Origin of the sequence: Klebsiella electrica (assembly GCF_006711645.1) — a bacterium.
Taxonomy (GTDB): Bacteria; Pseudomonadota; Gammaproteobacteria; order Enterobacterales; family Enterobacteriaceae; genus Klebsiella; species Klebsiella electrica.
The window spans coordinates 3,438,778-3,452,847 of sequence record NZ_CP041247.1 but is presented as its reverse complement, the minus strand read 5'-3'; the positions used below and the strand labels follow the sequence as shown (position 1 = coordinate 3,452,847).

Genomic DNA, 14,070 nt, shown 5'->3' with positions numbered 1-14,070 from the left:
AAATGATTTTTCCACCCTTGTTTTGTCAAAAATTGCATAATGCGGGGGGAGAAAAGTAAACGTTTGCGTTGGATGCGAGATTTTTTGTCGCAGGTCAATTCCCTTTCCGGCGTCGATCGAACATAATACGCCCCCGGTTTGCACACCGGGAATCCAGGAGAGTTCATGTACTACCCCTTCGTTCGTAAAGCCCTTTTTCAGCTCGATCCTGAGCGCGCTCATGAAGTTACTTTTCAACAATTACGTCGTGTATCAGGTACGCCGCTGGAAATGCTGGTCCGTCAGAAGGTGCCGTCCAAACCGGTCACCTGTATGGGACTCACGTTTAAAAACCCGCTGGGTCTGGCCGCTGGGCTGGACAAGAACGGCGAGTGCATTGATGCGCTCGGCGCCATGGGGTTTGGCGCCATTGAAATCGGTACCGTAACGCCGCGTCCGCAGCCGGGGAACGATAAGCCGAGGATCTTCCGCCTGGTGGATGCTGAAGGTTTGATCAACCGCATGGGCTTTAATAACCACGGTGTTGATAACCTGGTTGAGAACGTAAAAAAGGCGCATTTTGACGGTATTCTCGGTATTAATATCGGTAAGAATAAAGATACGCCGGTTGAGCAGGGTAAAGATGATTATCTGATTTGTATGGAAAAAGTCTATCCATATGCCGGGTATATCGCCATTAATATCTCCTCACCGAATACCCCGGGCCTGCGCACCTTACAATACGGCGATGCCCTCGATGACTTACTCTCTGGTATTAAAAATAAGCAGCTTGAGCTGCAGCAAAAACATCAAAAATATGTCCCTGTCGCGGTGAAGATCGCCCCGGATCTTTCTCTTGAGGAATTGATCCAGGTGGCCGACAGTTTAGTTCGGCATAATATTGATGGCGTCATTGCCACCAATACTACCCTCGATCGTTCGCTGGTCCAGGGAATGAAATTCTGTGATGAAACGGGTGGCCTCAGCGGTCGTCCATTGCAATTAAAGAGTACGGAAATTATCCGTATGCTGGCGACAGAATTAAATGGTCGTTTGCCCATTATCGGAGTCGGAGGGATTGACTCGGTGATCGCGGCACGGGAAAAAATCGCTGCCGGTGCAAGCCTCGTCCAGATTTATTCCGGATTTATTTTTAAAGGCCCTCCGCTGATTAAAGAAATTGTTACCCATATCTAATCTTTTCCCCCTCTGATCCCCCCAGGGCTTTATTTCCGGCCCTGGTTGTTTTATATTCCTTCACTGTTGCTTATTTAGACATTTTAGTCTTTTCTTAATTTTGGAAATTATTCTGTTGCAGGCTGCCATTGCATTACAGATGCACGGGAAAGAGGACGGGGAAACGATGCGAATTAAACCTGACGATAACTGGCGTTGGTATTACGATGAAGAGCACGATCGCATGATGCTCGATTTGGCCAATGGTATGTTGTTCCGTTCGCGGTTTGCGCGTCGGATGTTGACGCCCGATGCCTTCGCGCCTTCCGGATTCTGTGTTGACGATGCCGCGCTGTATTTCTCTTTTGAAGAAAAATGTCGCGATATTGAGTTATCTAAAGAGCAGCGCGCGGAATTAGTTCTCAACGCGCTGGTCGCCATTCGCTTCCTGAAACCGCAAATGCCAAAAAGCTGGCATTTCACAACGCATGAAATCTCCTGGCAGCCCGCCACCGGCGATGCCGCCAGCGCCTGGCTCAGCGATAGCGGACAGCAGGTGAATCTGCTGGTGATTGAACCGGGCGAAAATGCCGCGCTCTGCCTGCTGGCGCAGCCAGGGGTAACGGTCGCCGGGCGAGTCATGCAGCTGGGGGATGTGATTAAAATCATGAACGACAGGCTGCAACCGGCACAGGGTATGACCAGCTACAGCCTGGGTCAGGCGGTTTAAAACGCGCTAAGGCACCAGCCGTAAGGCCGTTTTCGGTATACAGCTACAGCACAGAATCGTACCATCGTCAGCGACCGCGTTTTTCTTCAACGGGCTGACCTCGCCTTCTTCCAGTCTGATGCGGCAACTGCCGCAAATGCCCGCCCGACAAGAGTAGGGGATGCGAATGCCTTTTTGCTCCAGCTGTTCCAGCAATACCTGCTGATTATTGCCGCTAAACCGCTGTCTCTGCCATTCAATTTCAATCACGGCATCCGGCTGCGAGACGACCTCTGGATTCTCGTCGCTTTCGCCTGCGCCGTAGGCTTTTGCCGGGCCGCGAGTCAGCACTTCCACTTCATCGCCCACGCGCACTACGCCGCTGTTGCGGGCAATCAGGTTTTGCCCAAAATCGACATCGCCATTATCCAGCGCGGTACGGAACCGTTGCAGGGTGGCCAGCGGTTCGCCGGAGGGATGCTTTTGCCCCCGCTCCGGACTGACGGTGGTCAGCACGCAGCGGCTGCAGGGTTTTGCCACATCAAAAACCACCTCGCCAATGCGAATCACTTTCCAGGTATCCTCTTCCCAGGCCGCCGCGCCGGTCACCACCAGGTTAGGGCGAAACTGCTCCATTCGCACGCTGGCCGGACAGCGCTTTTGCAGATCGCGCAGCGAGGCTTCGTTGGCCAGCAGGTAGGGGAAACCATCGGCAAAGGTGAGTGGGACCGCATCATGGCGTTTCACCCGGCGGGTGAGGTGAGGGCCTAACCAGCGGAGCTGAACATCGCGGTTAAAGAAACCGCTGAGCCACTGGTTGACCGCGGGCGGAGCAATCAGCGCGGTGAAGTGATTGCCCCAGACTTCGGTCGGCGCTCCCTGCGGCGAAAAATCGCTGAAGCGCACTATCGCGCTGCTGCCGTCTACCGCCGTCAGATGAATACCGTCGTGCAACGGGGACGGCGTAAACTTCACCATCTGCGGAAACTGGCGGGCAGTAATAAAGGTGCCATCGGTTTCCGTCACCATAAAGGCGCGATCGCAGGCCAGGCCGCTAATATCGGCAAACGCGTGCGTCAGACCAATTCCACGCATGGATTTGACGGGATGAATAAAAAGTCGCGATAGCGTTATCATGCGCTGCCTCTGGGCTTAAAAATAAGCCTTTAACTTTATGACATGAGGCGCATATTGGCTATAATGCGCAACAATTTTCTTTTAGTAAAAGTGACGATATGAATTCTCTGTTTGCCAGTACGGCTCGTGGCCTTGAAGAGCTGTTAAAAACTGAACTGGAAGCACTTGGCGCGGTGGACTGCCAGGTAGTCCAGGGCGGGGTCCATTTTCAGGGAGATACGCGCCTGCTGTATCAAAGCCTGATGTGGAGCCGACTGGCTTCGCGCATCATGCTGCCGCTGGGCCAGTGCAGCGTGTATAGCGACCTGGATCTGTACCTCGGGGTGCAGGCCATTCCATGGACGGAGATTTTCACCCCTGACGCCACCTTTGCCGTGCATTTTAGCGGACTGAACGATGAGATTCGCAACAGTCAGTACGGGGCGTTAAAGGTTAAAGATGCGATCGTCGACAGCTTTACGCGTAAAAATCTGCCGCGGCCCAACGTCGATCGTGAAAATCCCGATCTGCGGATTAATGTCTGGCTGAATAAAGAAACGGCGCATATTTCACTCGATCTCAGCGGCGAAGGTCTGCATCTGCGCGGCTACCGCGACGGCACCGGTATGGCGCCTGTCAAAGAGACGCTCGCGTCGGCTATCGTTATGCGCTCAGGCTGGGTTCCGGGAACGCCGCTGCTCGATCCGATGTGCGGTTCCGGTACGCTGCTGATTGAAGCCGCCATGCTGGCGACCGATCGCGCACCGGGCCTGCATCGCGGTCACTGGGGTTTCAACGGCTGGCTGCAGCACGATGACGCGGTCTGGAAAGAGGTGAAGGCCGAAGCGCAAACCCGCGCGCGTAAAGGGCTGGCGGCCTATGAGTCGCGTTTCTATGGTTCTGACGTCGATACCCGGGTCATTGAACGCGCGCGCAGCAACGCCCGTCGCGCGGGCGTCGGCGAACTGATTACATTTGAAGCGAAAGATGTTGCCCAACTCAGCAACCCGCTGCCAAAAGGCCCGTACGGCACCGTTATCAGCAACCCGCCGTACGGCGAACGTCTTGAAAGCGAGCCGGCGCTGATTGCCCTGCATAGCCTGCTTGGGCGGACGATGAAAACCCAGTTCGGCGGCTGGAATCTGTCGCTGTTCAGCGCTTCGCCGGAGCTTCTTAGCTGTCTGCAATTGCGCGCGGACAAGCAGTTTAAAGCCAAGAATGGCCCGCTGGACTGCGTACAGAAGAACTACCACCTGGCGGAAAACGACGGCAGCGGCGCGGTCTCCCTGGCGGAAGACTTCGCTAACCGTCTGCGCAAAAACCTGAAGAAATACGAGAAATGGGCACGTCAGGAAGGGATCGAGTGTTACCGCCTGTATGATGCCGATCTGCCGGAGTATAACGTCGCGATCGACCGCTACGGCGAGTGGGTTGTGGTACAGGAGTATGCGCCGCCGAAAACGGTGGATGCGCATAAAGCGCGTCAACGTCTGTTCGATGTTATCGCCGCGACGATCTCCGTGCTCGGCATTGCGCCGAACAAACTGGTGCTGAAAACCCGCGAGCGGCAGAAAGGCAAAAACCAGTATCAGAAAATGGCCGAGAAGGGCGATTTCCTTGAGGTTCAGGAGTATAACGCGCGTCTGTGGGTCAACCTGACCGACTATCTGGATACCGGTCTGTTCCTTGACCACCGTATTGCGCGTCGTATGTTGGGCCAGATGAGCAAAGGGAAAGACTTCCTCAACCTCTTTTCCTATACCGGCAGCGCCAGCGTTCATGCCGGCCTCGGCGGGGCGCGTTCGACGACCACCGTCGATATGTCGCGTACTTATCTCGAATGGGCCGAACGTAACCTGCGCCTCAACGGCTTAACCGGGCGCGCGCATCGCCTGATGCAGGCTGACGTGCTGAGCTGGCTGCGCGATAGCGATGAACAGTTCGATCTGATCTTTATCGATCCGCCAACGTTCTCTAACTCAAAACGCATGGAAGATGCCTTCGACGTGCAGCGCGATCACCTGCGTCTGATGACGGATCTCAAACGTCTGCTGCGTAAAGGCGGCACCATTATGTTCTCGAATAACAAACGCGGTTTCCGTATGGATCATGACGGGCTGGCGCAGCTGGGGCTGAAAGCGCAAGAAATTAGCCAAAAAACGCTGTCTCAGGATTTCGCCCGTAACCGTCAGATCCACAACTGCTGGCTGATTACCGCAGCCTGAAAGGAATAAAGAATGTCATTGATTAGTATGCATGGTGCCTGGCTCTCCTTCAGCGACTCTCCGTTGCTGGATAATGCCGAGTTGCATATCGAAGATAACGAACGCGTCTGCCTGGTCGGGCGCAATGGCGCGGGTAAATCCACCCTGATGAAAATCCTTAACCGGGAGCAGGGGCTGGATGACGGGCGCATTATTTATGAGCAGGATCTGGTTGTCGCGCGACTGCAGCAGGATCCGCCGCGTAACGTGACCGGCACCGTCTATGATTTCGTTGCGGAAGGCATCGCCGAGCAGGCGGCCTACCTCAAAGGCTATCACGATGTTTCACAGCTGGTGATGACCGATCCGAGCGACAAGAACCTGAATGAACTGGCGCGTCTGCAGGAGCAGCTGGATAATTTAGGGCTGTGGCAGCTCGACAGCCGTATCAACGAAGTGCTGGAGCAGCTTAATCTCGATGCCAACGCCGAGCTCTCCTCACTCTCCGGCGGCTGGCTGCGTAAAGCGGCGCTCGGCCGTGCTCTGGTCAGCGGGCCGCGCGTGCTGCTGCTCGATGAACCGACCAACCACCTTGATATTGAAACCATTGACTGGCTGGAAGGTTTCCTCAAGACCTTCAAAGGGACCATTATTTTCATCTCGCACGACCGTTCCTTTATTCGCAATATGGCGACGCGAATTGTCGATCTCGATCGCGGCAAGCTGGTGACCTATCCGGGGAACTACGATCAGTATCTGCTGGATAAAGAAGAAGCGCTGCGCGTGGAAGAGCTCCAGAATGCGGAGTTCGATCGCAAACTGGCGCAGGAAGAGGTGTGGATCCGTCAGGGGATCAAAGCGCGTCGTACCCGTAACGAAGGGCGTGTGCGGGCCCTGAAAGCCATGCGCCGCGAACGTGGCGAGCGCCGTGAAGTGATGGGCAGCGCCAGGATGCAGGTCGAAGAGGCCGCACGCTCGGGCAAGATTGTCTTCGAAATGGAGGACGTCAACTACCAGGTTGATGGCAAGGTGCTGGTTAAGGATTTCAGCGCCCAGATCCAGCGCGGTGACAAAATTGCCCTGATTGGCCCGAACGGCTGCGGGAAAACCACGCTGCTGAAATTGATGCTGGGTCAGCTGAAAGCGGATAGCGGACGTATTCACGTCGGGACTAAGCTGGAAGTGGCCTATTTCGACCAGCACCGCGCGGAGCTTGACCCGGATAAAACGGTGATGGACAACCTTGCGGAAGGCAAGCAGGAAGTGATGGTCAACGGCAAGCCGCGCCACGTTCTGGGCTACCTGCAGGACTTTATGTTCCATCCGAAACGCGCGATGACCCCGGTGCGCGCGCTGTCCGGCGGCGAGCGTAACCGTCTGCTGCTGGCGCGTCTGTTCCTGAAGCCCAGCAACCTGCTGATCCTCGATGAGCCGACAAACGATCTGGATGTCGAAACCCTCGAACTGCTGGAAGAGCTGGTTGACGGCTATCAGGGCACCGTGATGCTGGTCAGCCACGACCGTCAATTCGTCGATAACACCGTCACCGAGTGCTGGATCTTCGAAGGGGAAGGGCGCATCGGGCAATATGTCGGCGGCTACCACGACGCCCGCGGTCAGCAGGCGCAGTATCTGGCGCAAAAGCAGCAGACTACCAAAAAGACGGTAGAAGTTAGCCAACAGAAAGCAGAAAGTGTCAAACGAGCGTCAGGCAAACTAAGCTATAACCTGCAGCGCGAACTGGAACAGTTGCCGCAACGGCTCGAAGAACTGGAAACCCGGCTGCAAACTCTGCAGGAGCAGGTTGCCGACCCTTCTTTCTTTGGCCAGTCACACGACCATACGCAGCAGGTGCTGGCACAGCTGGCCGAAGCGGAACAGGCGCTGGAAACGGCCTTTGAACGCTGGGAATATCTCGAAGGATTAAAAAACGGCGCATAAGCTGAGGAGTTTTCATGTGCGATAATCATCATGCTGCGCGGCATATTCTGTGCCCACAATGTGATTTGCTGGTGGCTTTGCCGCAGCTGGAGCATCGCCAGAAAGCCGTGTGCCCGCGCTGCGGTACGACGCTGACAACTTCATGGGACGCGCCCCGGCAGCGTCCCACAGCCTATGCGCTGGTGGCGTTGTTTATGCTGCTGCTGGCCAACCTGTTCCCCTTTGTGTATATGCGGGTGAGCGGTCTCAGTAGCGAAATCAAGCTGCTGGAAATCCCCGACGTGCTGTTTAGCGAAGATTACGCCAGCCTCGGCACCTTCTTTGTACTCTTTGTACAGCTGGTGCCGGCTTTTTGTCTGGTCACCATTCTGCTACTGGTCAACCGTATTCGTATGCCGCGCGCGCTGAAGGCGTTTCTGGCGCGCATTCTGTTTCATCTCAAAACCTGGGGAATGGCAGAGATTTTTCTCGCCGGTGTGCTGGTGAGTTTCGTCAAGCTGATGGCATATGGCGATATCGGCGTCGGCTTAAGCTTTATCCCCTGGTGTTTGTTCTGCCTGCTGCAACTGCGTGCGCTGCAGTGCGTAGACCGACGCTGGTTGTGGGACGATATTGCCCCGATGCCGGCGGTGAGGCAGCCGCTGAAGGTCGGCGTGACGGGGCTCCGCCAGGGCCTACGTTCATGCTCGTGCTGTACCGCGGTTTTAGCTGTTGATGAAGCCGTTTGCCCTCGCTGTCAGACTAAAGGCACCGCGCGACGCAAACACAGCCTGCAGTGGACGATGGCCCTGCTGCTGACCTCGTGCATTCTTTATCTGCCCGCCAATATCATGCCCATCATGATTACCGATTTGCTGGGCGATAAATTGCCGTCAACGATCATGGCGGGGGTGATCCTGCTGTGGAGTGAAGGGTCGTATCCGGTGGCGCTGGTGATATTTATCGCCAGTATTATGGTGCCGACGCTGAAAATGCTCGCCATTGCCTGGCTGTGCTGGAACGCCAACGGTAACGGGCAGCGCGATTCCGAGCGTATGCACCTGATTTACGAAATTGTGGAGTTTGTTGGCCGCTGGTCAATGATTGATGTTTTTGTCATCGCGGTGCTCTCGGCGCTGGTGCGCATGGGAGGGTTGATGAGTATCTATCCTGCGATAGGGGCGGTGATGTTTGCGCTCGTTGTTGTCATGACAATGTTCTCAGCCATGACCTTTGACCCTCGTTTGTTGTGGGACCGTGAACCAGATTCAAGCCATGAGGAAAGGCAGCAGCATGGAAAATAAGAGCGGAGAAGCGAAAGTGCAAAAGGTGAAGAACTGGTCACCCGTGTGGATCTTCCCCATCGTCACTGTGCTAATCGGCGCGTGGATTCTTTTTTATCACTACAGCCATCAAGGACCGGAGGTGACGCTGATCACCACCAATGCTGAAGGGATTGAAGGGGGTAAAACCCGGATTAAAAGCCGCAGCGTGGATGTCGGGGTAGTCGAGAGCGCCACGCTGACCGACGATTTGACGCACGTAGAGATTAAAGCCCGGCTGAACGCCGGCATGAAGAAACTGTTGCATGAAGATTCGGTATTTTGGGTCGTCAAACCGCAGGTAGGACGTGAAGGGATCAGTGGACTCGGCACGCTGTTGTCCGGGGCCTACATTGAACTGCAGCCGGGGACGAAAGGTGGGGAACCCGCCCGTTTCCCGCTGCTGGATTCTCCGCCGCTGGCTTCGCCGGATGCCAAAGGGATCCGTATCCTGCTGGAGAGTAATAAAGCGGGTCAACTGTCGCCTGGCGACCCGGTACTCTTCCGCGGCTATCGCGTTGGTTCGGTGGAAACCAGCTCCTTTGATGCGCAAAAGCGCAGCATCACCTATCAGCTGTTTATCAATGCGCCCAACGATCGTCTGGTCACAACCAACGTTCGCTTCTGGAAAGACAGCGGCATTGCGGTCGATCTCTCTTCGTCCGGGATGCGCGTGGAGATGGGATCGCTGGCGACCCTGTTCGGCGGCGGCGTCAGCTTTGATATCCCGGAAGGTCTGGATATGGGAGAACCGGTGGCGAACAAAACGGGCTACCATCTCTTCGACGATCAGAAGAGCATTCAGGATTCCGTCTTTACCCAGCATATTGATTACGTCATGTTCTTTAAAGACTCCGTGCGCGGCCTGCAGCCGGGGGCGCCGGTCGAGTTCCGTGGAATCCGCTTAGGTACCGTCGGTAAAGTGCCGTTCTTTATTCCAGGACTGTATCAGCACCTGAACGAAGACTATCGCATCCCGGTGGAAGTCCGTATTGAACCAGAACGGCTGATCAGTCAGCTCGGCGGCGATCTCGATATCCGTACGCATATTGATGATCTGATTAACCGCGGCCTGCGGGGATCGCTGAAAACAGGCAACCTGGTGACCGGCGCGCTGTACATCGATCTCGATTTCTATCCGAAAGCGCCTGCGCGCGGCAAGATCCGGGAGTTTGGAACCTATCCGATCATTCCAACAATCAGCGGTGGTCTGGCGCAGATCCAGCAGCGCCTGATGGACGCGCTGGATAAGATTAACAACCTGCCGATAAATCCGCTGCTGGAGCAAGCGACCACCACGCTGGCGCAAAGTGAAAAAACGATGCAGCACGTTCAGACCACGCTGGATAGCCTGAACAAGATAGCGGCAAGCCCGTCAATGCAGCAGCTTCCTGCCGATATGCAGAATACGCTGCGCGAATTGAACCGCAGCATGCAGGGCTTCCAGCCCGGTTCGGCGGCATACAATAAGATGGTGGCAGATATGCAGCGCCTGGATCAGGTTCTTCGCGAACTGCAGCCGGTACTGAAAACGCTCAATGATAAGAGCAACGCGCTTGTATTTGAGGCGAAGGATAAAAAAGATCCTCAGCCGAAGGGAGCGAAATAATGAAAAAATGGTTAATCGTGGCTGCGGCCTGTGCGCTGGCGGCTTGCAGCAGTGGGGAGAATAAAACCTACTATCAGCTTCCGGTTGGACAAAGCGGCGCGCAAAGCACCGCCCACCAAAGCAAAAACCTGCTGTGGGTTGAACAGGTCAGTATCCCGGATTATCTGGCGGGCAACGGTGTGGTCTATCAGACCAGCGACGTGCAGTATGTCATAGCCAGTAACAATCTGTGGGCCAGCCCGCTCGATCAGCAGCTGCGTACTACGCTGGTGGCGAATCTGAGTGCGCAACTCCCGGGTTGGGTAGTTGCTTCGCAGCCTCTCGGCAGCGATCAGGATACGCTCAACGTGGCGGTCAATGGCTTTCATGGCCGTTACGATGGGCGGGTCATCGTCAGCGGCGAGTGGCTGCTGAAGCATCAGGGACAGTTGATTAAGCGCCCGTTTAACATTGAGCTTAAGCAGCAGCAGGATGGCTATGATGCCATGGTGAAGACCCTGGCTCAGGCCTGGTCTCAGGAAGCCACGGCAATTGCCAGCGAATTGAATCGCCTGCCATAAGTAAAATGAATGAAAATGAAGCGCCGCGGTGGACTGAAAAACCACCGCGGTTTTTTATTTGTCTCGTCAGGTCGTTACTTGTGCCGGTTCACATTTTTTGTACAAATGAATTTTCATGTAGCTCACAATTATGACAATGGCGTGAATTTTGCGCATTGACGTTGCCCCTGATTCGCGGTATTCGTTAACCGTGGTTGCATATTTAGTGACCACTGTTTTCTTTTCCACCAGATCAAATAATGAGGGAAACGAGGCATGAAGAGACAAAAACGAGATCGCCTGGAACGGGCACATCAACGTGGATACCAGGCCGGGATAACCGGAAGATCGAAAGAAATGTGTCCCTACCAGACCTTGAACCAAAGGTCCTACTGGCTAGGAGGCTGGCGAGAAGCCATGGAGGACAGGGTACAAACTGCCTGACTGTCTCTTTAAAAAAAGAAGCCTCCGCATAGCGGGGGCTTCGCCTTTTTCAAGCTATCGCTGCTTATCAGAATGCAGACGTATCCTGGAACAGACCCACTTTCAGATCGGTTGCGGTGTAGATCAGACGATCGTCAACCAGCACTTCACCATCCGCCAGGCCCATAATCAAACGGCGGTTTATCACACGTTTGAAATGAATGCGGTAGGTCACTTTTTTTGCCGTTGGCAGCACCTGGCCTGTGAGTTTAACTTCACCTACGCCTAACGCACGCCCTTTACCCTCGCCGCCTAACCAGCCGAGGTAGAAGCCAACCAACTGCCACATGGCATCCAGTCCCAGACAGCCAGGCATAACCGGATCGCCGATAAAGTGGCAACCGAAGAACCACAGGTCCGGGTTAATATCGAGTTCTGCTTCAACATAACCTTTATCGTAGTTACCACCGGTCTCGGTCATTTTGATGACGCGGTCCATCATCAGCATATTCGGCGCAGGTAACTGTGGGCCTTTTGCGCCAAACAGTTCACCACGGCCAGAGGCAAGAAGGTCTTCTTTCGTATAGGATTCGCGTTTATCTACCATGTTTTCAGTAAGCCTTATTTTGAGTTCGGGACGCAGGATAGCTAACACGTGTAAGCTGAACAAGTCCGATCAGTTGGAACCTGAACCGCCTAACCAGCGTAGCGGCCACGGAAAACGATGACGACTCTCTTGCTGCGTCGCCTGCGCGATCCGTTCCTGAATGGTTTGCCGTAAAGTTTGCCCTTCGCCATCCCATAGCAGCTGGGTCAGAACAGGCAGCGCTTCCGTGACATCTTCCACCGCCCAGATGAAAAACTGCTCGTCAGCGACGGCCTGCCGGAGTTCTGCCGCCAGACTCAGGTGGCGGATATTTGCCGCAGGAATAATCACCCCTTGCTTACCGGTTAATCCGCGCTGCTGACAAATGGTGAAAAAGCCTTCGATCTTCTCATTAAGGCCGCCTACCGGCTGCACGCGACCAAACTGATCGACGGAACCCGTAATGGCAATGCTCTGATTAATCGGCACGCCAGCGAGAGCGCTGATCAGCGCGCACAGTTCGGCCATCGAGGCGCTGTCGCCATCGACTTCACTGTAGGACTGTTCAAAGGTCAGCGAAGCCGTGAAGGGGAGCTGCTGTTCGAGTTCCAGCTCGGACATCAGGAACGCCTGCATGATCATCATGCCTTTGGCATGAATGTTGCCGCCCAGCTCCGCCTTACGTTCAACGTCGATAAACTCACCGTCGCCGATATGCACGACGCAGCTGATGCGCGACGGTTCGCCAAACGGACGCGGATGTCCGGGGAATTCGATGACCGACAAGGCGTTAATCTGGCCGATGCATTCGCCTTCGGTCTCAATCATTATCTGTTCTTGCAGGATTTCATCCTGAATCCGTTCGGCGAGGTAGCCTTCACGCCACTCGCGACGAGCCAGCATGGTTTGCATCTCTTCTGCGGTGATTTGGCCACCTTCGCAAAACGCCGCAGCCTCGCGCAGCTGGCGGGCTATCCACAGCGGGCACAGCGGTAATGTCTCCTGATCGCCGGTATAACGCGCGGCTTCCTCAATCAGCAGGGGCCAGGCGTCAGCGGCCAGTCCCGGTAGTCCGAGCTGCTGCGCATTTTTGCCTACCCACTGACACCACAGCTTGAGCGTGTCGGCATCGGCAATCTGGATATTCTCTTCGTATTCACTGTAAATCGCCTGGGCGGAGAGTTCGGGCTCCATCTCCTGGAAATCGGCCAATGAATCACGTTCACCCACCAGAATCACCTTCAGGCTGAGCGGCATAGAGGGAATCGCGACCGGCAGAGGACGCGACTCATCAATGGACAACCAGTCAAAGCGCTGGCGAGTGACCATACTTTTCAGGCGCATCCACAGCAGCGGCTGAGCCAGTAACGCACGCAAAGAGATAATCAGCACGCCGCCGTTGGCGCGGTGTACCAGACCTGGCTGGAGAGTGATTTCGCCGTTAAATTGCCGTACGCAGCCAAAGAGCTGCTCTGCTTCTGCCCAGTCGGTAGATTCAACCGGCGCGGAGCTGGCAAAATTATCATCGGCAGCTTTAGCCGGGGTGAGGGTGACGTTGCCGCCATTAACCTGATAGCGCACACCGTAGAGCGGTGCGGCAGGTTCATGTAAGGTTCGCGTTTCCGTCGCCAGCCACTGCAGGTATTCCGGTTCTTCCGGGGCCTTCACCAGCATGAATGGCGAAATGGTCGGAGTCACCAGAAGCTGCTCCAGACCATAGAATAAACGGGGCTGCAGTTCGCCGGAGAGGCCATCTTCTGCCTGGGATAAATCGGCTTGTGCAAACAGCGCCTGATAACTTTCCGTATCAGGAGCAAGGTCGTTTCGGGTAAGTTTCGTAATGGTCAAAGTCGCTGTTTTTTAGTCAGATGTAAAACGCGCGATTATACCTTATGCTGCGTCTGAGCACACGGGGGATTGCGTCTGCCGTGGTGATTACCGGGTTACCTGCATCACGAATGATGATTTATTCTCAGCACATTGGGAAAAAACTGATATCCTGAAATGAGTTACACGGTCACATTGAGATCGCAATGAAATATCAACAACTGGAAAATCTTGAAAGCGGCTGGAAATGGAAATATCTGGTAAAAAAACACCGGGAAGGTGAGTTGATTACCCGCTACATTGAAGCCAGCGCAGCGAAAGCCGCGGTCGATGTCTTACTGACGCTCGAAAATGAACCTGTTCTGGTGCATACCTGGATTGAGCAGCATATGAATCCGGAGTTAATGAACCGGATGAAGCAGACAATCCGCGCGCGTCGGAAACGGCACTTCAACGCGGAGCATCTGCATACGCGTAAAAAATCGATCGACCTGGAGTTTATCGTCTGGCAGCGTCTTGCGGGACTCGCGCAGCGGCGTGGGAAAACCCTGTCTGAAACCATCGTACAGTTGATTGAAGACGCGGAGCATAAAGAGAAGTACGCCAGTAAAATGTCCAGCCTGAAGCACGATTTGCAGGTGCTGCTGGGAAAAGAATAGC

General features: G+C 54.9%; 12 protein-coding genes. 9 read left to right on the top strand and 3 right to left on the bottom strand.

The annotated features are described in order from the left end of the window. Positions 1-165 precede the first annotated feature (165 nt). A complete protein-coding gene (gene pyrD / locus Electrica_RS16580; RefSeq protein ID WP_100685608.1) occupies positions 166-1,176 on the top strand; it encodes a quinone-dependent dihydroorotate dehydrogenase in 1,011 nt (336 codons plus the stop codon). A 166-nt stretch (positions 1,177-1,342) separates the two neighbouring features. After that, positions 1,343-1,885: a cell division protein ZapC gene (zapC, locus tag Electrica_RS16575; RefSeq protein WP_100685639.1), complete on the top strand. Its 543-nt coding sequence runs from the start codon at positions 1,343-1,345 to the stop codon at positions 1,883-1,885. A gap of 6 nt (positions 1,886-1,891) precedes the next feature. Here the strand turns inward: zapC and Electrica_RS16570 are convergent, their stop codons facing one another. Beyond that, the gene (locus Electrica_RS16570) at positions 1,892-3,001 is read right to left on the bottom strand and encodes a YcbX family protein (RefSeq protein ID WP_141964984.1); all 1,110 of its coding nucleotides are present in this window, start codon (positions 2,999-3,001) and stop codon (positions 1,892-1,894) included. 98 nt (positions 3,002-3,099) lie between these two features. Here Electrica_RS16570 and rlmKL point away from each other — a divergent pair, with 98 nt between their 5' ends. The 6 genes from rlmKL (at position 3,100) to rmf (ending at position 11,018) form a co-directional block, all read left to right on the top strand. Then, complete coding sequence (rlmKL, locus tag Electrica_RS16565; protein ID WP_100685610.1) at positions 3,100-5,205, top strand: bifunctional 23S rRNA (guanine(2069)-N(7))-methyltransferase RlmK/23S rRNA (guanine(2445)-N(2))-methyltransferase RlmL; 2,106 nt, start codon at positions 3,100-3,102, stop codon at positions 5,203-5,205. Positions 5,206-5,217: 12 nt separating this feature from the next. Then, complete coding sequence (locus tag Electrica_RS16560) at positions 5,218-7,125, top strand: ABC transporter ATP-binding protein (protein WP_100685611.1); 1,908 nt, start codon at positions 5,218-5,220, stop codon at positions 7,123-7,125. Positions 7,126-7,139: 14 nt separating this feature from the next. Next, positions 7,140-8,408, top strand: a complete 1,269-nt coding sequence (gene pqiA, locus Electrica_RS16555) for a membrane integrity-associated transporter subunit PqiA (protein ID WP_100685612.1) — start codon at positions 7,140-7,142, stop codon at positions 8,406-8,408. Then, entirely contained in the window at positions 8,398-10,035 is a 1,638-nt protein-coding gene (gene pqiB, locus Electrica_RS16550; RefSeq protein ID WP_100685613.1) for an intermembrane transport protein PqiB, read from the top strand. The genes pqiA and pqiB overlap by 11 nt, the downstream gene beginning before the upstream one ends. Continuing rightward, the gene (pqiC, locus tag Electrica_RS16545) at positions 10,035-10,595 is read left to right on the top strand and encodes a membrane integrity-associated transporter subunit PqiC (protein WP_131048347.1); all 561 of its coding nucleotides are present in this window, start codon (positions 10,035-10,037) and stop codon (positions 10,593-10,595) included. Before pqiB ends, pqiC begins: the two co-directional genes overlap by 1 nt. A 255-nt stretch (positions 10,596-10,850) precedes the next feature. Continuing rightward, positions 10,851-11,018 (top strand): ribosome modulation factor, encoded by a 168-nt coding sequence (gene rmf, locus Electrica_RS16540; protein WP_004871568.1) that lies wholly within the window; start codon positions 10,851-10,853, stop codon positions 11,016-11,018. A gap of 67 nt (positions 11,019-11,085) precedes the next feature. Here the strand turns inward: rmf and fabA are convergent, their stop codons facing one another. Next, positions 11,086-11,604 (bottom strand): bifunctional 3-hydroxydecanoyl-ACP dehydratase/trans-2-decenoyl-ACP isomerase, encoded by a 519-nt coding sequence (gene fabA / locus Electrica_RS16535; protein ID WP_100685616.1) that lies wholly within the window; start codon positions 11,602-11,604, stop codon positions 11,086-11,088. A gap of 69 nt (positions 11,605-11,673) precedes the next feature. After that, on the bottom strand, positions 11,674-13,431 hold the full coding sequence (locus tag Electrica_RS16530; RefSeq protein ID WP_141964983.1) for an AAA family ATPase: 1,758 nt from the start codon (positions 13,429-13,431) through the stop codon (positions 11,674-11,676). Positions 13,432-13,616: 185 nt separating this feature from the next. Between Electrica_RS16530 and matP the strand changes: the two genes are divergently transcribed. Continuing rightward, positions 13,617-14,069: a macrodomain Ter protein MatP gene (gene matP, locus Electrica_RS16525; RefSeq protein ID WP_004860155.1), complete on the top strand. Its 453-nt coding sequence runs from the start codon at positions 13,617-13,619 to the stop codon at positions 14,067-14,069. The last annotated feature ends 1 nt before the right edge of the window (position 14,070 follow it).